This is a genomic window from Pseudomonas sp. RGM2987 (assembly GCF_022952855.1).
Lineage (GTDB): Bacteria > Pseudomonadota > Gammaproteobacteria > Pseudomonadales > Pseudomonadaceae > Aquipseudomonas.
In genome coordinates, this window is the sequence record NZ_JALJDX010000209.1 from 58,858 (window position 1) to 83,218 (window position 24,361).

The 24,361-nt window shown below is 62.6% G+C and carries 21 protein-coding genes and 1 other RNA gene; 4 read left to right on the forward strand and 18 right to left on the reverse strand.

Annotation, left to right across the window (positions count from 1 at the left end):
* Nucleotides 1-249 precede the first annotated feature (249 nt).
* The 18 genes from lpxC to rsmI form a co-directional block, all read right to left on the reverse strand.
* A complete protein-coding gene (gene lpxC, locus RGM2987_RS18775; RefSeq protein ID WP_030139673.1) occupies nucleotides 250-1,161 on the reverse strand; it encodes a UDP-3-O-acyl-N-acetylglucosamine deacetylase in 912 nt (303 codons plus the stop codon).
* A 112-nt stretch (nucleotides 1,162-1,273) separates the two neighbouring features.
* Entirely contained in the window at nucleotides 1,274-2,467 is a 1,194-nt protein-coding gene (gene ftsZ, locus RGM2987_RS18780) for a cell division protein FtsZ (protein WP_245144143.1), read from the reverse strand.
* A gap of 101 nt (nucleotides 2,468-2,568) precedes the next feature.
* Complete coding sequence (ftsA, locus tag RGM2987_RS18785; protein WP_058542749.1) at nucleotides 2,569-3,828, reverse strand: cell division protein FtsA; 1,260 nt, start codon at nucleotides 3,826-3,828, stop codon at nucleotides 2,569-2,571.
* 15 nt (nucleotides 3,829-3,843) lie between these two features.
* Nucleotides 3,844-4,710, reverse strand: a complete 867-nt coding sequence (locus RGM2987_RS18790; RefSeq protein ID WP_245144145.1) for a cell division protein FtsQ/DivIB — start codon at nucleotides 4,708-4,710, stop codon at nucleotides 3,844-3,846.
* 3 nt (nucleotides 4,711-4,713) lie between these two features.
* Nucleotides 4,714-5,679 (reverse strand): D-alanine--D-alanine ligase, encoded by a 966-nt coding sequence (locus RGM2987_RS18795; protein ID WP_245144147.1) that lies wholly within the window; start codon nucleotides 5,677-5,679, stop codon nucleotides 4,714-4,716.
* Nucleotides 5,676-7,136, reverse strand: a complete 1,461-nt coding sequence (murC, locus tag RGM2987_RS18800) for a UDP-N-acetylmuramate--L-alanine ligase (protein ID WP_245144149.1) — start codon at nucleotides 7,134-7,136, stop codon at nucleotides 5,676-5,678. The genes RGM2987_RS18795 and murC overlap by 4 nt, the downstream gene beginning before the upstream one ends.
* Nucleotides 7,129-8,199: an undecaprenyldiphospho-muramoylpentapeptide beta-N-acetylglucosaminyltransferase gene (gene murG, locus RGM2987_RS18805; protein WP_245144152.1), complete on the reverse strand. Its 1,071-nt coding sequence runs from the start codon at nucleotides 8,197-8,199 to the stop codon at nucleotides 7,129-7,131. The genes murC and murG overlap by 8 nt, the downstream gene beginning before the upstream one ends.
* On the reverse strand, nucleotides 8,189-9,400 hold the full coding sequence (ftsW, locus tag RGM2987_RS18810) for a putative lipid II flippase FtsW (protein ID WP_245144177.1): 1,212 nt from the start codon (nucleotides 9,398-9,400) through the stop codon (nucleotides 8,189-8,191). The genes murG and ftsW overlap by 11 nt, the downstream gene beginning before the upstream one ends.
* A gap of 2 nt (nucleotides 9,401-9,402) precedes the next feature.
* On the reverse strand, nucleotides 9,403-10,749 hold the full coding sequence (gene murD, locus RGM2987_RS18815) for a UDP-N-acetylmuramoyl-L-alanine--D-glutamate ligase (RefSeq protein WP_245144153.1): 1,347 nt from the start codon (nucleotides 10,747-10,749) through the stop codon (nucleotides 9,403-9,405).
* A gap of 5 nt (nucleotides 10,750-10,754) precedes the next feature.
* Nucleotides 10,755-11,837, reverse strand: coding sequence for a phospho-N-acetylmuramoyl-pentapeptide-transferase (mraY, locus tag RGM2987_RS18820; protein ID WP_245144154.1), 1,083 nt, complete (start codon nucleotides 11,835-11,837; stop codon nucleotides 10,755-10,757).
* Complete coding sequence (gene murF, locus RGM2987_RS18825; protein ID WP_245144155.1) at nucleotides 11,837-13,204, reverse strand: UDP-N-acetylmuramoyl-tripeptide--D-alanyl-D-alanine ligase; 1,368 nt, start codon at nucleotides 13,202-13,204, stop codon at nucleotides 11,837-11,839. The genes mraY and murF overlap by 1 nt, the downstream gene beginning before the upstream one ends.
* On the reverse strand, nucleotides 13,197-14,660 hold the full coding sequence (locus RGM2987_RS18830; RefSeq protein WP_245144157.1) for a UDP-N-acetylmuramoyl-L-alanyl-D-glutamate--2,6-diaminopimelate ligase: 1,464 nt from the start codon (nucleotides 14,658-14,660) through the stop codon (nucleotides 13,197-13,199). The genes murF and RGM2987_RS18830 overlap by 8 nt, the downstream gene beginning before the upstream one ends.
* On the reverse strand, nucleotides 14,660-16,399 hold the full coding sequence (locus RGM2987_RS18835; RefSeq protein ID WP_245144179.1) for a penicillin-binding protein 2: 1,740 nt from the start codon (nucleotides 16,397-16,399) through the stop codon (nucleotides 14,660-14,662). Before RGM2987_RS18835 ends, RGM2987_RS18830 begins: the two co-directional genes overlap by 1 nt.
* Nucleotides 16,399-16,692, reverse strand: coding sequence for a cell division protein FtsL (gene ftsL, locus RGM2987_RS18840; protein WP_003178214.1), 294 nt, complete (start codon nucleotides 16,690-16,692; stop codon nucleotides 16,399-16,401). The genes RGM2987_RS18835 and ftsL overlap by 1 nt, the downstream gene beginning before the upstream one ends.
* Nucleotides 16,689-17,630, reverse strand: a complete 942-nt coding sequence (gene rsmH, locus RGM2987_RS18845; RefSeq protein WP_245144181.1) for a 16S rRNA (cytosine(1402)-N(4))-methyltransferase RsmH — start codon at nucleotides 17,628-17,630, stop codon at nucleotides 16,689-16,691. Before rsmH ends, ftsL begins: the two co-directional genes overlap by 4 nt.
* Nucleotides 17,631-17,632: 2 nt before the next feature.
* Nucleotides 17,633-18,088 (reverse strand): division/cell wall cluster transcriptional repressor MraZ, encoded by a 456-nt coding sequence (gene mraZ, locus RGM2987_RS18850; protein WP_003205355.1) that lies wholly within the window; start codon nucleotides 18,086-18,088, stop codon nucleotides 17,633-17,635.
* Between the two features lie 308 nt (nucleotides 18,089-18,396).
* Nucleotides 18,397-18,750, reverse strand: an RNA gene (rnpB, locus tag RGM2987_RS18855) — RNase P RNA component class A.
* 74 nt (nucleotides 18,751-18,824) lie between these two features.
* Nucleotides 18,825-19,730 (reverse strand): 16S rRNA (cytidine(1402)-2'-O)-methyltransferase, encoded by a 906-nt coding sequence (gene rsmI, locus RGM2987_RS18860; protein WP_245144159.1) that lies wholly within the window; start codon nucleotides 19,728-19,730, stop codon nucleotides 18,825-18,827.
* A gap of 329 nt (nucleotides 19,731-20,059) precedes the next feature.
* Between rsmI and RGM2987_RS18865 the strand changes: the two genes are divergently transcribed.
* The 4 genes from RGM2987_RS18865 (at nucleotide 20,060) to RGM2987_RS18880 (ending at nucleotide 23,513) form a co-directional block, all read left to right on the forward strand.
* Nucleotides 20,060-21,871: a penicillin-binding protein activator gene (locus RGM2987_RS18865; protein WP_245144161.1), complete on the forward strand. Its 1,812-nt coding sequence runs from the start codon at nucleotides 20,060-20,062 to the stop codon at nucleotides 21,869-21,871.
* Nucleotides 21,871-22,233: a YraN family protein gene (locus RGM2987_RS18870; RefSeq protein ID WP_245144163.1), complete on the forward strand. Its 363-nt coding sequence runs from the start codon at nucleotides 21,871-21,873 to the stop codon at nucleotides 22,231-22,233. Before RGM2987_RS18865 ends, RGM2987_RS18870 begins: the two co-directional genes overlap by 1 nt.
* A 111-nt stretch (nucleotides 22,234-22,344) precedes the next feature.
* On the forward strand, nucleotides 22,345-22,938 hold the full coding sequence (locus RGM2987_RS18875) for a phosphoheptose isomerase (RefSeq protein ID WP_015636934.1): 594 nt from the start codon (nucleotides 22,345-22,347) through the stop codon (nucleotides 22,936-22,938).
* Nucleotides 22,935-23,513 (forward strand): BON domain-containing protein, encoded by a 579-nt coding sequence (locus RGM2987_RS18880; RefSeq protein ID WP_245144166.1) that lies wholly within the window; start codon nucleotides 22,935-22,937, stop codon nucleotides 23,511-23,513. The genes RGM2987_RS18875 and RGM2987_RS18880 overlap by 4 nt, the downstream gene beginning before the upstream one ends.
* Nucleotides 23,514-24,361 lie beyond the last annotated feature (848 nt).

The following is a 24,361-nucleotide window of genomic DNA, read 5'->3' on the forward strand; positions in this document are numbered from 1 at the left end:
GGCCGCAAAGAACAGGTCGGCTATAAGGCCTCGTCGGCGTTTGATCTGGGCGCCCCGTTAACCACGAAGGCCGAACGCAGGCATTGCGCAGTGGGCATCCCGGCATGGATGCCGGGATAGCCGCGCTGGGCCTGTAAGAGCGGAACCGTAGCTGGCCGTTACCGAAGCAACGGATATACACCAAGATAACCAGCCCATAAAAAAAGGCCACCCAAAGGCAGCCTTCAAAAAACTAGAGAGGTTTTTTACTTACACCGCCGCAACCGGGCGCATGTAAGAGATTGGTGCGGTGCTGGCATCTTCGAACGTCACGACTTCCCAGGCATCTTTCTGCTCAATCAACTTGCGCAGCAGCTGGTTGTTCAGTGCGTGGCCGGACTTGAAGCCCTTGAACTCACCAATCAGGCTATTGCCCAGCAGGTAGAGGTCACCAATTGCATCGAGGATCTTGTGCTTGACGAATTCGTCTTCATAGCGAAGGCCGTCTTCGTTCAAGACACCATCGGAATCGACCACGATCGCGTTTTCAACACTGCCGCCGAGTGCGAGGTTGTGCTTGCGCAGGTACTCGATGTCACTCATGAAACCAAAGGTACGGGCGCGGCTGACTTCTTTTACGAACGAAGTGCTGGAAAAATCCACGCTTGCACTCTGGGTGCGGTCCCGGAAAACCGGGTGATCGAAATCGATCTCGAAGCTCACCTTGAAACCTTCGAAAGGGACGAAAGTGGCGCGCTTGTCGCCATCTTCCACGGTCACTTCCCGCAGGATGCGGATGAACTTCTTGGCGGCGTCCTGCTCTTCCAGGCCAGCCGATTGAATCAGGAATACGAAGGGTCCGGCACTGCCATCCATGATCGGGACTTCGGACGCGGAGAGCTCGACGTAGGCGTTATCGATGCCCAGGCCAGCCATGGCCGAGAGCAAATGCTCCACCGTGTCCACTTTGGTGTCACCGTTGACCAACGTGGTCGACATAGTGGTTTCACCAACGTTTTCCGCGCGAGCAGGAATCTGCACCACAGGGTCGAGGTCGGCACGACAAAACACGATGCCGGTATCGACAGGCGCGGGCTTGAGGGTCAGGTAGACCTTCTCGCCGGAGTGCAGACCGACGCCTGTGGCACGGATAATATTCTTCAGGGTGCGTTGTTTAATCATGGCATGGGCCGCTTCAGCGCAAATTGCGAACTGGTATCAACAAAGGCTGGCGATGATAGCAGACCAGACCTTTGCTGAACACCAATCACCCGTATCCCCCTGATACATTTCATCAATCGGCCTGACGACGCAGGAAGGCCGGGATGTCCAGGTAATCCAGATCGTCTTGCGGATTCATCTTCGCGGCAGTCGCAGCACCGGCCTGGGCCTGGTTGCGCATGACGGTCGGACGGTCCAGGTCACGGTAGTTCACCGCAGGCTGTTCCTGACGAACGGGGGCTTGCTGTTGTGGCTGCGAAGCCAGGGAGGTCTGCACGGTGTTGTCGATCACCTTCATCGGCTTCTCGATTTTCGCGCCCAGGCCGGTGGCAACCACGGTCACGTGCAGCTCGTCGCGCATGTCGGGATCGATTACGGTGCCGACCTTGACCATCGCGTGGTCGGAGGCGAAGGCTTCGATGATGCTACCCACGTCGGAGTACTCGCCCAGGGACAGGTCGGGACCGGCGGTGATATTCACGAGGATGCCGCGAGCGCCTTGCAGGTTGACGTCTTCGAGCAACGGGTTGCGGATGGCCGCTTCGGTGGCCTCGCGCGCACGGTTCGGACCGCTGGCGCAGCCAGTGCCCATCATCGCCATGCCCATTTCGGACATCACGGTGCGTACGTCGGCGAAGTCGACGTTGATCATGCCCGGACGCTTGATGATGTCGGAGATACCGCGAACGGCACCGGCCAGTACGTCATCGGCCTTGGCAAACGCCGACAGCAGGCTCGCGTCTTTGCCAAGGATGGTCAGCAGCTTCTCGTTGGGGATGGTGATCAACGAGTCGACGCTGTCGCTCAGCGCGCGGATGCCTTCGTCGGCGATCTGCATGCGCTTGCGGCCTTCGAACGGGAACGGACGGGTCACCACCGCAACGGTGAGGATCCCCATTTCCTTGGCCACTTCGGCAATGATCGGGGCTGCACCGGTACCGGTACCGCCGCCCATGCCAGTGGTAATGAACACCATGTTGGTGCCGGCCAGGACTTCAGCGATGCGCTCGCGGTCTTCCAGGGCAGCCTGACGGCCGACTTCGGGATTGGCGCCAGCACCCAGGCCCTTGGTCACGCCGGTACCCAGTTGGAGGATGGTCCGCGCGCCGATGTTTTTCAGCGCTTGAGCATCGGTGTTGGCGCAGATGAACTCGACGCCTTCGATGTTGCTCTTGACCATGTGGTTGACAGCGTTGCCGCCGCCACCGCCGACACCGATTACCTTGATAACCGGGCTAGCGGGGATGTTGTCTACGAGTTCGAACATTTTCCCTCTCCTTTCATTCTCTAGTTTTTTCGCCTACTGCGTTTGTTGCCGCCTTCCAGCGCCAGGCCTGAAACCCGGCGCGTGAAGTTTTTGAACCTTTATCAGAAATTGCCTTTGACCCACGCCTGGAGCCGCTCGAACAGCGGTGCCTTTGGCTCTTCGCTGCTGTAGCTGTCGCGGCTGCCGATGCCTGAGAACGAGATCCCGTCGGACTGTTTTTGCAGGCCGTACATCAACAGGCCGACGCCGGTGGAATAGATCGGGTTGCGTACCACGTCATCCAGGCCCTTGACGCCATGGGGCACGCCCAGGCGCACCGGCATGTGGAAGATTTCTTCGGCCAGCTCGACCGCGCCTTCCATCTTCGACGTACCGCCGGTCAGCACGATGCCGGCCGGGATCAGGTCTTCGTAGCCGCTGCGACGCAGCTCGGCCTGGATCAGCGTGAACAGCTCGTCGTAACGCGGCTCGACCACCTCGGCCAAAGCCTGGCGCGACAGCTCACGCGGCGGACGGTCGCCGACGCTTGGCACCTTGATGGTCTCACCGGCACCGGCCAGTTTCGCCAGGGCGCAGGCGTAGCGGATCTTGATTTCCTCGGCGTATTGGGTCGGGGTGCGCAACGCCATGGCGATGTCGTTGGTCACCTGGTCGCCGGCAATCGGGATCACCGCGGTGTGGCGGATGGCGCCCTCGGTGAAGATCGCGATGTCGGTGGTGCCGCCGCCGATGTCCACCAGGCACACGCCCAGTTCTTTTTCGTCGTCGGTCAGCACCGAGTAGGCCGAAGCCAGTTGCTCGAGGATGATGTCGTCGATTTCCAGACCGCAGCGGCGCACGCATTTCTCGATATTCTGGGCCGCGTTCACCGCGCAGGTGACCACGTGGACCTTGGCTTCCAGGCGCACCCCGGACATGCCCAGCGGCTCGCGCACGCCTTCCTGGTTATCGATCACGTAATCCTGCGGCAGGGTATGCAGCACCCGCTGGTCGGCCGGGATCGCCACGGCCTGGGCCGCGTCGAGCACGCGCTCAAGGTCCGCGGAGCTGACTTCGCGATCACGGATCGCCACGATGCCGTGGGAGTTCAGGCTGCGGATGTGATTACCCGCCACGCCGACGAACGCCGAGTGGATCCGGCAACCGGCCATCAGCTGCGCTTCTTCGATGGCGCGCTGGATCGATTGCACAGTGGACTCGATGTTCACCACCACGCCTTTTTTCAAGCCACGGGACGGGTGTGTGCCGATCCCGACGATGACCAGCGTGCCGTCGTCCGCGACTTCGCCTACCAGCGCTACCACCTTGGAGGTGCCGATATCGAGACCGACGATCATTTTTCCGCTTTGCACGTTTGCCATGGGTCCTGCCTCTTCTTAATTCTTCGCGACGGCGGGTACGGCCGTCGTCGGCGCTACAGGTTCGCGCCAGCCAACAGCGAGGCCGTTGGCATAGCGCAGATCGATGCGCGCAATGTTCGTGATCTGTTCTTTGAGCGTCTTGTCATAGATGGCGATGAAACGGCGCATCTTTTCCACCAAGTTGCCGCGTCCGAGCAGCAGTTCGATGCCCGGCCCCGAGCTGCCCGCGCCAGTGGTCAGGAACCAGCTGCCGCGCTCGCGCAATTCCAGGCGCGCGATGGAGAAGCCCAACGGCCGCAACATCTGGCTCAACACCTGGTACTGCTGCATCACTTGTTGCTGAGCCCGCTGCGGGCCGAACAGCTGTGGCAAATGTTCATAGTTGGCCAGCTCCCGTGGGGTGAACGCCTGGCCCTGGTTGTTCAACAGCGATTCATCGCCCCAACGGGCCACCGGCAGTTGTTCTTCCAGGCGGATCGACACCTGGTCCGGCCAGACGCGGCGGACTTCGGCGTGGGCGATCCAGGGCATCTGTTCCAGCTCGGTGCGCATGCCCGCCAGGTCGATGGTAAAGAAGCTCGACGCCACGTACGGGGCAATCCGTTGCTGCACCGCCTGCTGGCTGATGTAGCTCAGGTCGCCCTGGACGTTGATCCGGGCGATCGGCCGGTCGGCATAAGGCAGCAGTCGTTGCGCGCCTTCATAGGTGCCGAACCCCAGCGCCACCAGCAGCACCGGCCAGAACAGGCTCTTGAGAAAACCAAAATTGGCTTTCGGCAGGCGCGCCGACATCGGCTCCTTGGCCACCATTCGGCTGGCACCCCGCGGCACCGGCTTGCGACCGGGTGCGGAGGGCTGATGACGAAGCGATGCGCCTTGCATGGCTTAACCTCTTGACTCTTGAGAGTCGACACTGGCCGCCAGGATCGACAGCACCAGTTGCTGGAAATCCAGTCCGGCGGCGCGGGCCGCCATCGGTACCAGGCTGTGATCGGTCATGCCGGGGGCGGTGTTGACTTCCAGGAACCAGAACTGCCCATCGGCGTCCTGCATCACGTCCGCCCTGCCCCAACCGGTAATACCCAGCGCCTCACAGGCCTTGGCCGTGAGGTCCATCAGTTCTTGTTCCTTGGTGCTGTCCAGCCCGCAGGGGATGCGGTACTGGGTGTCGTTGGCGATGTACTTGGCGTCGTAGTCGTAGAACGTGTGCGGGGTGCCCAGCGCGATCGGGGGCAACACCTGGTCACGCAGGATGGCGATGGTGAACTCGGGACCGGTGATCCATTGCTCGACCAACACTTGCGAATCGTAGGAACTGGCGTCTTTCCATGCCGCGGTCAACTCAGGCAGCGAATTCACTTTCGCCATGCCGATACTTGAACCTTCATGGGCCGGTTTGACGATCAAAGGAAAGCCCAGTTCCGTCGCCGCCGAAATACAATCGGCCTCGCTCGCCAGCACGGCGTGGCGCGGCGTCGGAATACCGAGGCTGTGCCAGACCTGCTTGGTGCGCAGTTTGTCCATCGCCAGGGCCGAGGCCAGGATACCGCTGCCGGTGTAGGGAATCCCCAGGCATTCGAGCAAGCCTTGCATGCTGCCGTCTTCACCGCCGCGACCGTGGAGGATGATGAACGCACGGTCGATCTTTTCGCTGAGCAAGCGTTGCAGGAAGTCATCGCCCACGTCGATGCCGAACGCGTCGACACCGGCGCCTTGCAGGGCTTGCAGCACGGCATTGCCGGACTTGAGGGAGACCTCGCGCTCGGCGCTCTTGCCGCCGAACAGCACGGCAACGCGGCCGAAGGCTTTCGGGTCAAGGGTCGAGGCCAGGTTGGCGTAGGCAGCAGTCATTTCAATTTCCCCTCGCTGGAGGCCACGATGGCTCCGGCGAATAACGGACTCTTCAACAGTTTCGGGGCCAGGCCACCGATGTCACCGGCCCCCTGGCACAGCAGGATGTCGCCGGCGCGCAGCAGCGGCTTGACCAGTGGCGCGAGGTCCACGCCGCGCTCGATGTAGATCGGATCGAGCTGACCGCGCTGGCGGATGCTGTGGCACAGCTGGCGGCTGTCGGCCCCCGGGATCGGCTCTTCGCCGGCCGGATAGACTTCCATCAACAGCAGCACGTTGGCATCGGCCAACACCTGGACGAAATCGTCGTACAGGTCACGGGTGCGGCTGTAGCGGTGCGGCTGGTAGACCATCACCAGACGCCGCTCCGGCCAACCACCGCGCACGGCCTTGATCACCGCCGCGACTTCGGTCGGGTGGTGACCATAGTCGTCCACCAGCATCACGTTGCCGCCGTCCACCGGCAGTTCGCCGTAGACCTGGAAGCGCCGGCCCACGCCCTGGAACCCGGACAGGCCCTGGACGATGGCATCGTCGCTGACGCCTTCGTCAGTGGCGATGCAAATGGTTGCCAGGGCGTTGAGCACGTTGTGATTGCCGGGCATGTTGACCGACACGTCCAGCGGCTCGCGGTCAGGGCGCAGCACGGTGAAGAAGGTCTGCATGCCCTGCTGGCGCACGTTGATGGCGCGCACGTCGGCGTCTTCGCCAAAGCCGTAGGTCACCGTCGGACGCTTGACCAGCGGCAGGATCTCGCGCACCACCGGGTCGTCCAGGCACACCACGGCCAAACCATAGAACGGCAGGTTGTGCAGGAACTCGACGAAGGTTTTCTTCAGTTTGTTGAAGTCACCGTCGTAGGTCGCCATGTGGTCGGCGTCGATGTTGGTGACCACGGCCACCAGCGGTTGCAGGTGCAGGAAGCTCGCATCGCTCTCGTCGGCTTCGGCGATCAGGTAGCGGCTGGTGCCCAGCTGGGCATTGGTGCCCGCCGCATTCAAACGGCCACCGATCACGAAGGTCGGGTCCAGGCCACCGGCGGCGAACACCGAGGCGATCAGGCTGGTGGTGGTGGTCTTACCGTGGGTCCCGGCGACGGCGATGCCGTGGCGATAACGCATCAGCTCGGCCAGCATCTCGGCCCGCGGCACCACCGGAATGCGCCGTTCCAGGGCCGTGGCGACTTCCGGGTTGGAAGTGTTCACGGCGCTGGAAACCACCAGCACGTCGGCATTGGCGGCGTTCTCGGCGCGGTGGCCGATGAAGATCTGGGCGCCGAACGACTCCAGGCGCTCGGTGACCGGCGAAGCCTTCAGGTCGGAACCGGAAACCTGGTAGCCCAGGTTCAGCAGCACTTCGGCGATCCCGCACATGCCCACGCCGCCGATACCGACGAAGTGGATGCGACGGATACGGCGCATTTCCGGTTGTGGCATGGCTTTGCGATTCTCAACCATGGGCCACCTCCAGGCAGGTATCGACCACTTGGGCCGTGGCATCGGGTTTGGCCAGGCGGCGCGCGGCGCGGGCCATGTCTTCAAGTCGTTGCGGCTGCATCAAAACCTCTGTCAGGCGGGCGGCAAGATCCGCGGCGCCAGTCGTTCTTTGCGGCATCAGGAAGGCAGCGCCTTCGCGGGCCAAATAATCGGCGTTGCGGGTCTGGTGATCGTCGATGGCATGGGGCAAAGGCACCAGCATCGAGGGCAGACCGGCGGCAGCCAGTTCGCTGATGGTCAGCGCGCCTGCGCGGCACACCACCAGGTCGGCCCAGCCATAGGCTTGGGCCATGTCTTTGATGAAAGGCTGCACCTGCGCCTCGACGCCGGCGGCGCGATAGCGCTCGGCGGTCACTTCATCGTGGTTTTTGCCGGCCTGGTGAAACACTTCCGGGCGCAGTTCGAGGGCGACCTGCGACAAGGCTTCGGGCAGCAATTTGTTCAACGGCTCCGCCCCCAGGCTTCCACCCAGGATCAGCAAGCGCGCCTTGCGTCCGGCCAGGGCCGGGCGCGGTGTATCGAGAAACAGCTCGGTACGCACCGGGTTTCCGGTGGTGCGGCGGCTGCCCGACAGGGTAAAGGTGTCGGGAAAGGCTTCACAGACCCGAGCGGCCAACGGCACCAGTAACCGATTGGCGGTACCGGCCACGGCGTTCTGCTCGTGAACGATCACCGGAACCCCGGCCAGTTTTGCCGCAACGCCGCCAGGACCGGTCACATAACCGCCAAACCCCACCACACAGACTGGCCGCAGCCGACGGATCACCGCCCGTGCCTGCCAGATGGACCTGAGCAACATCAGCGGCGCCTTGAGCAGCGAGAGCTTGCCTTTGCCCCGCAAGCCGCTGGCATCGATCCGGTGCAACTCCAGGCCAGCGCCGGGCACCAGTTCGTTCTCGATTCCCCGCGGCGTGCCCAGCCAATGCACGGTGTAGCCGCGTGCCTGGAACTCCCGGGCACAGGCCAGCGCCGGGAACACATGCCCGCCGGTCCCGCCGGCCATGATCAGCACGTTAGCGCCCATGGGTCGGCTCCTCGGCGAAGTCGCTCTCGTGGAACTCCATCTCTTCGCTGCCCAGGTGGGTTCGACTCTCCCACTCGATGCGCAGCAACAAGCCCAGGCAGGCACAGCAGATCACCAGGGAGCTGCCGCCGTAACTGAGGAACGGCAGCGTCAGGCCCTTGGTCGGCAACAGGCCGACGTTCACGCCGATGTTGATCAGGAACTGGCCGATCCACAGGAACGACAGGCCATACGCCACGTAGGCGGCGAAAAACTGCTTGGCCTTCTCGGCCCACAAACCGATGTACATGCCGCGCACGCAGACGAACACGAACAACGCGACGGTGCACAGGGAACCGACGACGCCCAGCTCTTCGGCCAGCACCGAAAACACGAAGTCGGTGTGGGCTTCCGGCAGGTAGAACTGCTTCTGCACGCTGTTGCCCAGGCCGACGCCCAGCCATTCGCCGCGACCGAAAGCGATCAGTGCCTGGGTCAACTGGTAGCCGGAGCCGAACTGGTCGGCCCACGGGTCGGTAAAGGTAATCAGACGCGCCATCCGATAGGGTTGCGCCTGCACCAGCACGGTCACGGCCGCCACTGCCAGCGCCACCATCAGGACGAAGCGGAACAGCCCGACGCCGCCTAGGAACAACATCGCCGCCGCCGCACCCATCATTACTACCGTGGCACCGAAGTCCGGCTCCATCAACAACAGGCCCGCCATTGGCAGCAGGACGATGAACGGCTTGAAGAAGCCCATCCAGCTCTCGCGCACTTCCTTCTGGCGCCGCACCAGGTAGCCGGCCAGGAAGAGCACCACGAAGACCTTGGCGATTTCCGAAGGCTGGACGTTGAAGAAACTGAAGCCGATCCAGCGCATCGAGCCGTTGACCTCGCGGCCGATGCCTGGCACCAGCACCATCACCAGCAGGCCGAAGGCACCGAGCAGCATCATCCAGCCCAGGCGCTGCCAGGTGGCGATCGGCACCATCATGGTCACGATGCATGCGCCCAGGCCGATCACCAGGTAAATCAGGTGACGGATCATGTGGTAAAGCGTGTTGCCCGACTGCACGGCAGCCACTTCCGACGATGCGGAAGTAATCATCACCAGGCCCAGGCCCAGCAGCGCGAGGCAACCGGCGAGCATCGGGAAGTCCAAGTCGATGCCACGCCCGGTGATCAGCGGCGACGGGTACGGCTTGATGACGTTCATCAGGCTCATGCCAAGTCCTCCACGGCCCGGGCGAACAACTGTCCGCGCTCTTCGTAGTTCTTGAACATGTCGAAACTGGCGCAGGCCGGCGACAACAGCACCGCATCGCCCGGTTGAGCCAGGGCGCGGCATTGCTGCACCGCTTCGTCCAGCGAACCGACGCGCACCAGCGGCACGGCGTCGCCGAGGGCCTGGGCGATCAATTCACGGTCGCGGCCCATCAGCACCACGGCGCGGCAGTTGGCCGCCACCGGATCACGCAGGTCCTTGAATTCGGCGCCCTTGCCATCGCCGCCGGCTATCAGCACCAGCTTGCCTTCGATGTCTGCGCCCAGGCCTTCGATAGCGGCCAGTGCGGCGCCGACATTGGTGGCCTTGGAATCGTTGTACCAGGCCACGCCATCCAGGTCGCGCACCCACTGGCAGCGGTGTTCGAGGCCGGCGAAGGTACGCAGGGCCGAGAGCATGGCGTCGAACGGCAGGCCGACCGCATGCCCCAGGGCCAGCGCCGCCAAGGCGTTGGCCTGGTTGTGGGCGCCGCGGATCTTCAATTCGCGCACCGGCATCAGGTTCTGGAATTCGAACGCCAGGTACTTCTCGCCGTTCTCTTCACGCAGCCCGAAGCCCTTGAAGTCCGGCACGCCCAGGCCGAAGGACCAGCACGGCATGCCTTCGCCCAACAGCGGACGGGTCAAGGCGTCCTGGCGGTTGAACACCACCTGCCGGGCGCCGCGGAAGATCCGGTGCTTGGCCAGGTGATAGGCCGGCAGGCCGCTGTAGCGGTCCATGTGGTCTTCGCTGACGTTGAGCACGGTGGCCACTTCGGCGCCCAGGTGATCGGTGGTTTCCAGCTGGAAGCTCGACAGCTCCATCACGTACAGCTCGACGTCGTCGCTGAGCAGGTCCAGCGCCGGCGTACCCAGGTTACCGCCTACGGCGACGCGCTTGCCGGCCGCAGCCGCCATCTCGCCCACCAGGGTGGTGACGGTGCTTTTCGCATTGGAACCGCTGATGGCGACAATTGGCGCCTTGGCGTTACGCGCGAACAACTCGATGTCGCCGGACAAACGCACACCACGGGCGGCGGCCGCCTGCAGGGCCGGCGTTGCCAGGGCCAGGCCAGGGCTCACGTAGAGCTCATCGGCGCGGCACAGGAATTCGACGTCCAGCTCGCCACAACGCACCTCCACCTGCGGATAGTCACGCCGCAGCGTGGCCAGCTCAGGTGGATTTTCCCGCGTATCGGCGACGGCAAACGACACGCCCCGGTTCGCCAGGAAGCGAACCAGGGACATGCCGCTCTTGCCGAGGCCGACAACGATGCGGAAGTGGTCAGAAGCGATCAGGGACACTCGTTCTACCTCAGCTTCAGGGTGGCAAGGCCGATCAGCACCAGAATCACGGTGATGATCCAGAAACGGACGATCACGCGCGGCTCGGGCCAGCCCTTGAGTTCAAAGTGGTGATGGATCGGCGCCATGCGGAAAACGCGGCGGCCGGTCAATTTAAAGGAGGCAACCTGAATGACGACTGACAGGGTCTCCATCACGAACACACCGCCCATGATGAACAGGACGATTTCCTGGCGAACGATCACAGCGATGGTGCCCAGGGCCGCGCCCAGCGCCAACGCACCGACGTCACCCATGAAGACCTGCGCCGGGTAGGTGTTGAACCACAGGAAACCCAGGCCCGCACCGATCAATGCACCGCAGAACACAATCAGCTCGCCCGCCCCCGGCACATACGGGATCAGCAGGTATTCAGCGAACTTCACGTTACCCGACAGGTAGCAAAAGATCCCCAGCGCACCGCCGACCATGACCGTCGGCATGATCGCCAGGCCGTCGAGGCCATCGGTGAGGTTGACCGCGTTGCTCGAGCCGACGATGACCAGGTAGGTCAGGACGATGAAGCCTGCGCCCAACGGAATGCTGTAGTCCTTGAGCATCGGCAGGATCAGCGTGGTTTCCACTGGCGAAGCGGCCGTCATATAAAGAAAGATCGCCGCGCCGAGGCCGAACACCGACTGCCAGAAATACTTCCAGCGGCTTGGCAGGCCACGGGAGTTCTTCTCGATGACCTTGCGGTAGTCGTCGACCCAGCCGATGGCGCCGAACAACAGGGTCACCAGCAGCACGACCCAGACGTAGCGGTTCGCCAGGTCGGCCCAGAGCAAGGTGCTGATGCCGATCGACGACAGAATCAGCGCGCCGCCCATGGTCGGGGTGCCGGACTTGGACAGGTGCGATTGCGGGCCGTCGTTACGCACCGACTGGCCGATTTGCAGGTTCTGCAGGGTGCGGATCATCCACGGGCCCAGGAACAGCGACATCGACAACGCGGTCAGCACACCCAGGATCCCGCGCAGGGTCAGGTACTGGAAGACCGCGAAGCCTTTGTAGAACTGTTGCAGGTACTCCGCTAGCAGCAGCAGCATTAATGTTTCTCCGTACGGGTGCCGCACAACGCCGCGACGATGTTTTCCATCGCGGCGCTACGAGAGCCCTTGATCAATAGGGTGGTGTTCGGGTCCTGCTCGGCGCCCAGCGCCTGGATCAGCTCGGCCTGCGTCGTGAAATGCCGGCCGTGCTCGCCAAAGGCGGCGACTGCATGGGCCATCATCGGGCCGACGGCATACAGCGCATCGACCTTGCCACGCGCGTAGGCGCCGACATCGTGATGGCCTTGCTGCGCCCACTCGCCCAGCTCGCCGATATCCCCGAGCACCAGCACGGTACGGCCGGAAAAACCGGCGAGGATATCCACTGCCGCGCACATGGACGTCGGGTTGGCGTTGTAGGTGTCGTCGATCACGCGCATGCCGTTACTGGCCAACTGCGCGACGGTACGCCCCTTGACCGGCTGCACCGCGTTCAGCCCGGCAACGATGCCCGGCAACGACACGCCCAGGGCGTGGGCGGCAGCGGCGGCGGCCAGGGCATTGCCGACGTTATGAGTGCCGAGCAGGTTCAACTGGACCCGCTCGGCGCCATCCGGGCCGTGCAGATTGAAAGCCGGGCACCCCCGGGCATCGCGGTCCAGGTCACTGGCATAGAAGTTCGCAGCGACATTACTCAGGGCAAAGGTCAGCACCTTGCGCTCGCCGGCTCGGGTCTTCCAGATCTCGAAGGCCTTGTCGTCGAGATTCAGCACGGCGACGCCATCGGCCGCCAGCCCTTCGATGATCTCGCCCTTGGCTTCGACGATTTTTTCCGGGCCGCCGAACTCGCCGACATGGGCGGTCCCGGCGTTGTTGAGCACGGCCACATGGGGCTTGGTCAGGCCCACGGTGTAGGCAATTTCACCGAGCCGCGAAGCACCCAGTTCAATGACGGCGGCGCTGTGTTCCGGCGCCAACTCCAGCAAGGTCAGCGGCACGCCGAGGTCGTTGTTCAGGTTGCCGCGCGTGGCGAGCACCGGACCACGGGTGCGCAGGATGCTCGCGAGCATTTCCTTGACCGTGGTCTTGCCGCTGGAACCGGTGATGGCCGCGACCGGGTTGCCGAAGGCCGCGCGGTTCAGCGCCCCGAGTTGGCCCAGGGCCTGGCGGGTATCCTCTACCTGCAACTGGGGCAAGGTGCTGTTGCTCACTTCGCGCTCGACCAGTGCCGCGACCGCACCTTTGGCCGCGACCTCGTTCAAGTAATCGTGGCCATCAAAACGCGGACCGGTCAGGGCGACGAACAACTGCCCCGGGGCAATGGCCCGGCTGTCGATGCTGACGCCGTCGAAACTGGCGTCGGCCGCAATGAGGCGCGCGTTCAGGGCGTTGGTCAGCTCGCTGAGTTTCAAGGCCTTAAGCATGAGCCACCTCCCACGCGGTCAAGGCATGATCGGCCTCCACCAGATCGGAGAAAGGCTGGCGTTCGCCGTTGATTTCCTGGTAATCCTCGTGCCCCTTGCCCGCCAGGACGATGACGTCGTCCGCCGCAGCGCTGGCGATCAACCGGGCAATGGCCTGGCCGCGACCGGCGACGAAATCGACGTTATCGGCGGCCGAGAAGCCGGCGCGGATGTCGTCGAAAATCCGCAGCGGGTCTTCGCTACGTGGGTTGTCATCGGTCACCAGCACGCCATCGGCCAGCCGCTCGACCACTTCGGCCATCAGCGGACGCTTGCCACGGTCGCGGTCGCCGCCGCAGCCGAACAGGCACAGCAGCCGGCCCTTGGCGTGAGGCCGCAAAGCCGTCAGGACTTTTTCCAGGGCATCGGGGGTGTGGGCATAGTCGACCACGACCAGCGGCTGGGTACCGCCACCCAGGCGCTGCATGCGTCCGGCCGGGCCTTCGAGCTTTGGCAGGACCTTGAGGATTTCGTCCAGCGCGTAGTCCAGGCCGAGCAAAGCGCCAATAGCGGCCAGCACGTTGCTCAGGTTGAAGCGGCCCAGCAGGGTGCTGCGCAGGTGGTGCTCGCCCTGGGGCGTGACCAGCGTGGCGCGCACGCCTTCGTCATCGAACTGCGCCTGGCGCACATAAAGGTAGGCGCTGGCATTTTCCAGGCTATAGGTGATCAACCGCGACTCGCGCTTGTCGGCAGCCAATTGCCGGCCGAACTCGTCATCGAGATTGATGACCCGACATTTCAGATCATTCCAGGCAAACAGCCTGGCCTTGGCTTCACCGTAGGCCTGCATGGTGCCGTGGTAATCCAGGTGATCGCGGGACAGGTTGGTCAGCACCGCAACGTCGAACGCCAGCGCGGTGACACGCCCCTGATCCAGGCCATGGGAAGAGACTTCCATGGCGACCGCCTTGGCGCCAGCCTTCTTCAGGTCGGCCAGGGTCGCTTGTACGGCAATTGGGTTCGGCGTGGTGTGCAAGCCACTTTCCAGCGCGCCATGGAAGCCGCTGCCCAATGTCCCGACGATGCCGCAATGCTGGCCGAGCAGGTCCAGGGCCTGGGCCACCAGTTGGGTCACGCTGGTCTTGCCATTGGTGCCAGTCACGCCGACCAGGTTCAGGTGACGGCTCGGCTCGCCATAGAAACGTCCGGCGATATCCGACAGCTGCGCCGCCAGGCCCTTGACCGGAATCAGCGGCACGTCGGTGATCGGCAGCACGGTGGCACCGTCCACTTCATAGGCTACGGCCGCCGCGCCACGCTTCAGGGCATCGGCAATGTGGGCACGACCATCGAAACGGGCACCGGGCACCGCCAGGAACAGGTCCCCGGCCCGCACGTTACGGCTGTCCAGGGCCAGCTCGCGGATCAGCAGGTCGTGACCGGCATGGGCAAAAATCTTGTTCAGGCTCAGGGACATCAGCCACGCCCTCCTTCGGCTTTCAAGGGAATGACCGGTGCGGTATTGGCCTGCTGGGTCGGCGGCAGGTTGTCCGGGGTAATGTTCATCAGGCGCAGGGTGCCGGACATCACTTTGCTGAACACCGGCGCCGAAACCAGGCCACCGAAGTAGCCGGCCTTGCTCGGTTCGTCGATGACCACGACGATGGCGTAGCGCGGATCGCTCATCGGGCCGAAGCCGGCGAACAGCGAGCGGTAGGAGTTCTCGGCATAGCCTTTGGTGCCCACGGAGGTTTTGCGCGCAGTACCCGACTTGCCCGCCACGTGATAGGCCGGCACCTGGGCGCGATAAACGCCACGCGGCGCCTCGATCACTTGCTGCAACATGCCCTGCATGGTCTTGGCGACGTTCTCCGGGATCACCTGGGTAGCCTGTGGCGGCTTGTCGGTCTTGATCAGGGTCAGCGGTACGATGCGCCCGTTGTTGGCCAGCGCGGAAAACGCGTGGACGAGCTGGATCGCCGTCACGGAAACACCGTAGCCGTAGGACAACGTGGCCGTCTCGGCCTTGCGCCAGTCGCGATAGTTCGGCAGGTTGCCGACGCGCTCGCCAGGGAAGCCCAGGCCGGTGTCCTGGCCAAGACCGATTTTCTGGGCAAGGCGATAGATCGTTTCGCCGCCGATGTCAAAGGCGATCTTGCTCATGCCCACGTTACTGGAATTGATCAGGATCCCGGTCAGGTCGAGTACCGGGCCTTCGGTCTTGGACACGTCACGAATGGTGTACTTGCCGATCTGCAAGGTGCCTGGGTACACCTCGACGGTGTCGCTCGGCTTCCAGCGCCCGGTTTCCAGGGCGGCGGCCATGGACACGGCTTTCATGGTCGAACCCGGCTCGAACACGTCGATCATTGCGCGGTTGCGCATCATCGCCGGTTGCAGGTTGCGGCGGTTGTTGGGGTTGTAGGTCGGCTGGTTGACCATCGCCAGAATCTCACCGGACTTCACGTCCATGATCACCAGGCTGCCGGCCTTGGCGCCGTTCTCGACAATGGCGTTGCGCAGCTCGCGGTTGGCCAGGTATTGCAGGCGCAGGTCAATGGACAACGCCAAGGGCTTGCCGGCCTTGGCGTTCTTGGTGACCTGGACATCCTTGATCAGCCTGCCGCGCCGGTCCTTGATGACCTGACGCTTGCCGGCGACTCCGGCGAGCCACTCGTCATAGGCCAGTTCGACGCCTTCGCGACCCCGATCATCGATGTCGGTGAACCCGACCATGTGGGCCGTGACTTCGCCAGCCGGGTAAAAGCGCCGGAACTCTTCGATGCCGTAGACGCCCGGCACCTTCAGGTCGAGCACGCTCTGGCCCTGCTCCGGAGTCAGCCCGCGCACCAGATAGATGAATTCTTTATTGGCCTGGGACTCGAGGCGCTCGGCCAGGGCCTTGGGATCCTGGCCGAGGGCGGCGGCCAGTGCCGGCCATTTTTCCTTGGCCTGCTGCATTTCCTTGGCGTTGGCCCACAGGGTGGTCACCGGCGTACTCACGGCCAGCGGTTCACCATTACGGTCAGTGATCAGGCCACGGTGCGCCGGGATCGGGATGTGCCGCACGCTACGGGCATCGCCCTGGCCCTTGAGGAAGTCACGGTCGACGACCTGCAGGTCGATGATGCGCCAGGAAATCGCGGCCACCATGATCCCGAGCAAACCCAGGACCAGACGGAACCGCCACGGGAACAGTGCCCCTTCGAGCTTCATCATGGCGCCACCATCTGCACTTCGGCGGCGCCGGGAATGCGCATTTTCAGCTGTTCGGTGGCCAACACTTCGATGCGGCTATGGGCGGTCCAGGTGCTTTGCTCCAGGATCAACCGCCCCCACTCAGCCTGCGCCTTGTCGCGCACGCTCAACTCGTTATAAAGGGTGTTGAGCAACTGCCGGTTCCAGTGCGCGCTATAAGACACAGCGATGGCCGACACGAGCACGCCGATAAACAGCAGCAGCATGAAAAAGCTGCCGCCGGGCAATGGCTTGGCGAAGAGCTTGCTCACCGCAACTTCTCCGCAACACGCATGACGGCGCTACGGGCGCGCGGGTTGGCCTTGAGTTCGGCCTCGGAGGCGAACTGCGCTTTGCCATGGATCTTGATTTTCGGCACGAAGGCTTCGAAACGTACCGGCAGGTTGCGCGGCAGGTTATCGGCCTCGCCCTTGGTGAGTTTGCGCATGAACAGCTTGACGATACGGTCTTCCAGGGAATGGAAGCTGATCACCACCAGGCGACCGCCAACCTCCAACGCTTCGAGCGCTGCTTCGAGGCCAGCTTCGAGGTCACCCAGTTCATTATTGACGTGGATGCGCAAACCCTGGAAAGCACGAGTTGCCGGGTTCTTGCCCTTCTCCCATGCCGGGTTGGCGACTTTCAGCACCTCGGCCAAATCGCCGGTGCGCTCGAATGGCTTGATGTCGCGGCGCTCGACCACGGCGCGGGCCATGCGGCCGGAGAAACGTTCCTCGCCATACTCCTTGAAGACCCGGGCGATTTCTTCCACCGGCGCGGTATTGACGAATTCGGCAGCACTGATGCCGCGGGACGGGTCCATGCGCATGTCCAGCGGGCCGTCATTGAGAAAGCTGAAACCGCGCTCCGGGTCGTCCAGCTGCGGCGACGACACGCCCAGGTCCAGCAAAACGCCGTTGACCTTGCCCGCCAGGCCACGCCCGGCAATCTCCGAGCCCAGCTCGGCAAAGCTGCGCTGCACAACGACAAAGCGGCCGTCTTCGGCCGCCAGCGCTTGCCCGGTGGCAATCGCTTGAGGATCCTTGTCGAATCCCAACAGCCGTCCACCCGGACCGAGCTTGCTGAGGATCAACCGGCTGTGCCCGCCACGCCCGAACGTACCGTCCAGATAGCAGCCATCAGGACGTACGGCGAGAGCCTCGACGGCTTCGTCAAGCAGTACGGTGATGTGGTTAAAGCCGCTATCAATAGTCACAGGATCAAATCACGCAGTTCATCAGGCATGGCGCCCGGTTGTTGAATAGCAGCGAGGTCAGCGGCAGAAACCGCGTTCCAGGCATCTTCGTCCCACAGCTGGAACTTGTTCAGTTGGCCCACCAGCATGGCGCGCTTGTCGAGCTTGGCGTATTCGCGCAGGCGCGGCGGAACCAGGAAACGACCACTGCCATCGAGCTCCAGGTCGACGGCGTTACCGATCAGCAGGCGTTGCAGACGACGGTTTTCTTCACGCAAGGACGGCAGTGCGCGCAGTTTGGTTTCAATGATTTCCCACTCATCCAGAGGGTAAACGCACAAACATGGGTCAACGGCGTCGATCGTCACGATTAACTGGCCGGAACTTCGCGAAACGAGCTCGTCACGATACCGGCTCGGCATGGCGAGACGGCCCTTTGCATCGAGACTGATAGCGTTAGCTCCGCGAAACACGTCAGCGTTTCTCCAAAATTTAGCGTTTTACGCTCAAAAAACCCACTTCATGCCACTTTCCGCCACTTGCGCACACTATAGGAATGCGCCCACTGCACCGTCAAGGCGCGGATTGAAGGAAAAGCCTTATAGATCGGAGATTTAGGAGCGTTTCAGGAGAGAGAACAGGAATCTGACGTAGGAAATTTCACCTCAACCCGAGAGAGCACAGGAGGCTGCGCGCACAAGTTAAAGTAATTTGTTAAGAGTAAGATTTTTTTGGTCTTAGGAACGGTGTCTGCCAGTGATTCCGGCAGGGAGGGGAAAAGGTGGAGAGTCGATCTGTAAGCCGGGTTCTGTCTTGAACAGTCATTCGTCTACGATGGCCATCACTGGACATCTTTAGCAACCTACCCGGTCCCAGCGCGGGCCACGCCTTGGGACCCTATTTGGTCTTGCTCCAAGTGGGGTTTACCTAGCCACGAACTGTTGCCAGCCGTGCGGTGCGCTCTTACCGCACCTTTTCACCCTTACCGGCGCCGAAACGCTTAGGCGGTTATTTTCTGTGGCACTTTCCGTAGGCTCACGCCTCCCAGGCATTACCTGGCACTTCGCCCTATGGAGCCCGGACTTTCCTCCCCCCCCTAATTTTCATAGAGGGCAGCGACTGTCCGATCGACTCTCCGCCGCGAAGGTTAACGGTAGAGCGCCTCAAGAACAAGCGATAAAAGCCTTGGGCCAGCCTGGCACCCTGCCTTCATTGACCCTTCTGCTTGTCCAGCGCGACCTGGTACAGCACATTCTTGCGCTCGCCAGTGATCTGCGCCGCCAGGGCGGCGGCACGCTTGAGAGGCATTTCTTCCAGCAGCAGGTTCAGGATGCGCATCGCTTCGCTGCTGACCGCCTCTTCGTTTTCCGGCGGCGTCCAGCCCGCCACCAGCACCACGCACTCGCCGCGCTGCTGGTTGCTGTCGTTCTCGACAAAGGCACGCAACTCGGCCAATGGCAGGCCCTTGAGGGTTTCAAAGGTCTTGGTCAACTCACGGGCCAGCAGCGCCGGACGCTCGGCACCGAATACCAGCTCCATGTCTTGCAAACACTCGAGGATACGGTGCGGTGCCTCATAAAAGATCAGCGTGCGCGGTTCTTCCTTTATAGCCTCCAGGCGTGCGCGCCGTCCGACAGCCTTGGCCGGCAGGAAACCTTCGAAGATGAAACGGTCCGACGGCAGGCCAGCCGCCGACAGCGCCGCGATCAGGGCGCATGCCCCCGGCACCGGCACCACGTTGATCCCGGCCGCCCGCGCCTGACGCACCAGATGATAGCCAGGGTCGGAAATCAGCGGCGTCCCCGCGTCGGAGATCAGCGCGACGTTATCGCCCGCCAGCAGTCGGGTGATAAAACGACTGCCCTCGTCCCGCTCATTATGTTCGTGGCAGGCCGCCAAGGGCGTGGAAATACCAAAATGTTGCAGCAAGCGCTGGGAATGGCGGGTGTCTTCGGCCGCAATAAGGGCAACCTCCTGCAGGATCTTCAGCGCCCGGGCACTGATATCGTCCAGGTTGCCGATGGGCGTCGCCACCACATAAAGCGAGCCGGCAGCGGAATTCAAAGCACCTGGAGCAGTCAAAACGCGCACCTCATGATGGGTAAAAACTGCCATTGTAGCGCGTAGCGGCCGCCGCGACTGTTCACCGCGCATGGCGTGGCGAGGGGATTTATCCCCGCTGGGCTGCGCAGCAGCCCCAAGAACTGCCAACTCGGTGTACCAGGCTAAATGGTGTCCGGCGTTTTTTGGGGCTGCTACGCAGCCCAACGGGGATAAATCCCCTCGCCACAGGGTTGGTGCCAGTACCTGAGTGGCAGCGTCTTTGTGCTACATCACAACATTTGAACCATCTAAATCGATCGATTCACGCCACTGACATCGCGCCCCGGCCAGTGCTTGGGTACAATTCGACGCTAATTTGATCTCGTATCAGGAACACTTACATGATCGCTTGCCTGCGGCTGCTCTCCGCCCTTTGCCTCGCTGCCCTCCTGGCGGCCTGCGCCAGTTCGCCTTCGTCCAGTCTTGGCGAACTTCCACGGACCCCGGATGCCAGTATCGAGCAGTTGCTCGAACAGGCCGCCCAAAGCAAAACCCCGGAAAAAGCCGCACTGCTGCGCCTCAGTGCCGCAGACCTGGCCTACCGCCAGGGCAATGCCGGCCAGTCCGCACAGATCCTGCAACAAGTGCCGATGGAACAACTCAAGCCCGGCCAGCAGATCTTCGCCAGCACGCTGTCGGCTGAACTGGCGATGACGCGCAACCAGCCCAAGGCCGCACTGGCCGCATTGAGGCATCCAAGCCTGCAACACCTGAGCGAAATGCCGGTGGAGCAGCAGGTCCGCACCGGCACCGTGCGTGCCCGCGCCCTGGAGGCCGAAGGCCAGACCCTGGCCGCCGCCAAGGAGCGCATCTTCATCGCACCGCTGCTCAAGGACGACGCCGCAGCGAAAAACCACGAAGCCATCTGGTCGCTGATCGCCTCGCTGCCCACCGACCAACTGCAACCAACTTCCAACGATGACCTTGGTGGCTGGCTGGGCCTGGCCCTGGCGGTGAAAACCGCCGGGACACTGGAACAGCAACAAGCGGCCATCGACCACTGGCGCGAACAGAATCCGAAGCACCCCGCCGCCCTGCAATTGCCGACGCCACTGGTCAAGCTCAAGGAGCTGGCGAGCCAGCCGCTGAACAAGATCGCCCTGCTCCTGCCGCAGAATGGCCAGCTGGCTTCCGTCGCCAAGGCCCTGCGTGATGGCTTCATGGCTGCGCACTACCAGGCCCAACAGGCCGGGCAGAAGCCGCCGAGCATCCAGCTCTATGACAGCTCCAGCCTGACCTCCATGGACGAGTTCTATCGCAAGGCCCAGGCCGACGGCGTGCAACTGGTAGTTGGTCCATTGGAGAAACCCTTGGTCAAGCAGATCAGCAGCCGCCCGCAACTGCCGATCACCACCCTCGCGCTGAACTACAGCGAAGGCGAACAAGGGCCGCCGCAACTGTTCCAGTTTGGCCTGGCTCCCGAGGATGAAGCCCGCGAAGTCGCTCGTCGCGCTCGCGCCGATGGCCTGCATCGCGCCGCCGTGATGGTGCCGAAGAGCGAATGGGGTGACCGCGTATTGAAAGCCTTCAGCCAGGACTGGCAAGGCAACGGCGGGACCATCATTGCGGTGGAGCGCGTCGACCAGCCGGTGCAACTGGCCCAGCAGATCGCCGACATGTTCCAACTGCGCCAGAGCGAAGGTCGCGCCAAAAGCCTGCAAAGCACCGTTGGCACCAACGTCGCTGCCCAGCCATCGCGTCGCCAGGACATCGAGTTCATTTTCCTGGCATCGACTCCGCAGCAGGCCCAGCAGATCAAGCCGACCCTGAACTTCCAGTACGCCGGTGACGTGCCGGTCTATGCAACCTCGCTGGTATTCAGCGCCAGTGGCGACCAGAACCAGTACAACGACATGAACGGTATCCGTTTCTGCGAAACCCCGTGGCTGCTCGACGCCAATGACCCGCTGCGCAAGCAGGTCGCAGCTCAATGGCCGCAAGCCGGCGGCACTTTGGGCCGGCTGTACGCGATGGGCGCGGACGCCTATCGCCTGGCACCGCGCCTGGGCCAGCTCAAGACCCTGCCGGACAGCCGTATCGAAGGCTTGACCGGCAGCCTGGCGGTGTCTGCGTCCCAGCGCGTACAGCGTCAATTGCCTTGGGCCGAGTTCGTCAACGGCCAGGTACAACGCCTGCCGGACACCCAGCGCTGATGCCCGAGCGATCGCGCCAACAAAGCGGACGGGATGCCGAGGGCCTGGCCCTCGCGCATCTCCAGCAGCAAGGCCTGCGGCTGGTGGCGCAGAACTGGTTGTGCAAACGCGGCGAGCTTGATCTGGTCATGCTTGATGGCGATACAGTAGTATTCGTTGAAGTCCGCTACAGAAAAAACACCCAGTGGGGTGGTGCGCTCGACAGCATCGACGCGCGCAAACGCCAGAAGCTTATCTTCGCCGCGCAGTATTTCCTGCAACGCGAATCCCGCTGGGCCGATCACCCCTGCCGTTTCGACGTGGTTGCCATCGACAGCAATGCCGATCAGTTGAACTGGTTGCAGAATGCCTTCGACAGTTGAACGCCCACGTTCATGACGAACCGAACCGGACACCTTTACCCAATTTTTGCTCTTTGCTTTGCGCGCCGCACACGCTTGTGCCGATAAGTCGCGCTACTTAAGGTCACACAGATGGACATGCAATCGCGAATTCGCCAGCTCTTCCAGGCCAGTATCGATACCAAGCAACAGGCGATGGACGTACTTGCACCGCACATCGAGCAAGCCAGCCAAGTGATGGTCAATGCCCTGCTCAACGAGGGCAAGATGCTTTCTTGCGGTAACGGCGGCTCGGCCGGCGATGCCCAGCACTTCTCCTCGGAACTGCTCAACCGCTTCGAGCGCGAACGCCCGAGCCTGCCGGCGATTGCGCTGACCACCGACAGCTCGACGATCACCTCGATCGCCAACGACTACAGCTACAACGAAGTCTTCTCCAAACAGATCCGCGCCTTGGGCCAACCCGGCGATGTGCTGTTGGCGATCTCTACCAGCGGCAACTCGGCCAATATTATTCAAGCGATCCAGGCCGCACATGATCGCGAAATGATTGTCGTAGCATTGACCGGTCGTGACGGCGGCGGCATGGCTTCACTGCTGCTGCCCGAAGATGTCGAGATTCGCGTACCGGCCACTGTTACCGCACGTATCCAGGAAGTCCACCTGCTGGCGATCCATTGCCTTTGCGACTTGATCGACAGCCAACTGTTCGGGAGTGAAGAATGACCCCTAATCGCCTCGGCCTTCTGGCCTTGACCCTGTGCCTTGGCATCAGCGGCTGCACCTCGGTGGTTAACGCCAGCCGGGAAGCGCCGATCGAAGATGACCGCGGCACCCGCACCTTCGGTAGCAAGATCGATGATTCCTTGATCGAAACCAAGGCCGGCGTGAACATCGCCAAGGCCGACCCGGACCTGGACAACAACTCGCACATCGTCGTCACCAGTTTCAACGGTGTCGTGCTGCTGGCCGGCCAGACCCCACGCGCCGACCTCAAGGCCAAGGCCGAACAGGCCGCCAGCGCCGTACAACGGGTCAAGACGGTGCATAACGAATTGCAGGTGCTGCAACCCTCCTCGCTGCTGGCGCGCCAGAACGATGCCTGGCTGACCACCAAGATCAAGACGCAGATGCTGACCGATGCCAGCATTCCTGGCTCGCGGATCAAGGTTGTGACGGAGAATGGCATTGTTTATCTGCTGGGGTTGCTGACCAAGAAGGAAGCCGCGCAGGCGACCAACCTGGTGCAGGGGGTTTCCGGGGTGCAGAAGATCGTCAAGTTGTTTGAGTACATTGACTGAGGGTAGTGGCGGTTCTTGATGCTGCGCTTGGCTTGGCTTGGCTGGAAAAACGGTGCTTCTTCATATTGGGGGAGCGCCGTTTTTTTGATTGGTTGGTGTGTATATCCGTTTCTGCGGTAACAGCTGCTTAGGGTTCCGCCCTGACGGCGGCTCACTTTTTTTCAAACGCCAAAAAAAGTAAGCAAAAAAGGCTTCGCCCCACCACTGGGCACCTCGCCAAGGCTCGGCGTTCCCTCACTCCGGCATTGCTCCGTGGGCCCGCCGCGATGGGCCATCCATGGCCCTGCGCGGCTAACCCGGCATCCATGCCGGGTTGCCCACTACGCAATGCCTGCGTTCGGCCCTTGTGGTTGATGGGGCGCCCAAGATCAAAAGCAAAAGCCAGAGCAAAAGCGAGGCGGCCTGACGGCCGGCCTGTTTCTACGACTGCACCTCAATCCAACTGTGGGAGCGAGCCTGCTCGCGATTGCGGTGCCCCAGTCAACATCAATGCTGCTGACCCGACGCCATCGCGAGCAGGCTCGCTCCCACAGGGAATCTGAGGTGGGTGCAAGGTGTGTATGTACTGAAAATCTCATGTGGGAGCGGGCTTGCCCGCGAAGGCGGCCTCACAGCCGACCTATCTCTCCCGGCTGTACTCCGATCCATTGTGGGAGCGAGCCTGCTCGCGATTACGGTGTGTCAGTCAACATCAATGCTGCTGACCTGACGCTATCGCGAACAGGCTCGCTTGTATGGTAGGACTTGAAGGGAGGAGGAGGGACAAGGCTCGATTCTGACTGTTAGCAGCAGTACAGACCGTGGGAGATTTCGCCCCTCCTCCTTTCACCCAAGCGCCGATAAAGAAT

Bases quoted from the DNA above. Each gene is read 5' to 3' on its own strand.
- lpxC (WP_030139673.1), bottom strand. From the start codon at position 1,161: ATGATTAAACAACGCACCCTGAAGAATATTATCCGTGCCACAGGCGTC.
- ftsZ (WP_245144143.1), bottom strand. From the start codon at position 2,467: ATGTTCGAACTCGTAGACAACATCCCCGCTAGCCCGGTTATCAAGGTA.
- ftsA (WP_058542749.1), bottom strand. From the start codon at position 3,828: ATGGCAAACGTGCAAAGCGGAAAAATGATCGTCGGTCTCGATATCGGC.
- RGM2987_RS18790 (WP_245144145.1), bottom strand. From the start codon at position 4,710: ATGCAAGGCGCATCGCTTCGTCATCAGCCCTCCGCACCCGGTCGCAAG.
- RGM2987_RS18795 (WP_245144147.1), bottom strand. From the start codon at position 5,679: ATGACTGCTGCCTACGCCAACCTGGCCTCGACCCTTGACCCGAAAGCC.
- murC (WP_245144149.1), bottom strand. From the start codon at position 7,136: ATGGTTGAGAATCGCAAAGCCATGCCACAACCGGAAATGCGCCGTATC.
- murG (WP_245144152.1), bottom strand. From the start codon at position 8,199: ATGGGCGCTAACGTGCTGATCATGGCCGGCGGGACCGGCGGGCATGTG.
- mraY (WP_245144154.1), bottom strand. From the start codon at position 11,837: ATGCTGCTGCTGCTAGCGGAGTACCTGCAACAGTTCTACAAAGGCTTC.
- murF (WP_245144155.1), bottom strand. From the start codon at position 13,204: ATGCTTAAGGCCTTGAAACTCAGCGAGCTGACCAACGCCCTGAACGCG.
- RGM2987_RS18830 (WP_245144157.1), bottom strand. From the start codon at position 14,660: ATGTCCCTGAGCCTGAACAAGATTTTTGCCCATGCCGGTCACGACCTG.
- RGM2987_RS18835 (WP_245144179.1), bottom strand. From the start codon at position 16,399: ATGAAGCTCGAAGGGGCACTGTTCCCGTGGCGGTTCCGTCTGGTCCTG.
- rsmI (WP_245144159.1), bottom strand. From the start codon at position 19,730: ATGGCAGTTTTTACCCATCATGAGGTGCGCGTTTTGACTGCTCCAGGT.
- RGM2987_RS18865 (WP_245144161.1), top strand. From the start codon at position 20,060: ATGATCGCTTGCCTGCGGCTGCTCTCCGCCCTTTGCCTCGCTGCCCTC.
- RGM2987_RS18870 (WP_245144163.1), top strand. From the start codon at position 21,871: ATGCCCGAGCGATCGCGCCAACAAAGCGGACGGGATGCCGAGGGCCTG.
- RGM2987_RS18875 (WP_015636934.1), top strand. From the start codon at position 22,345: ATGGACATGCAATCGCGAATTCGCCAGCTCTTCCAGGCCAGTATCGAT.
- RGM2987_RS18880 (WP_245144166.1), top strand. From the start codon at position 22,935: ATGACCCCTAATCGCCTCGGCCTTCTGGCCTTGACCCTGTGCCTTGGC.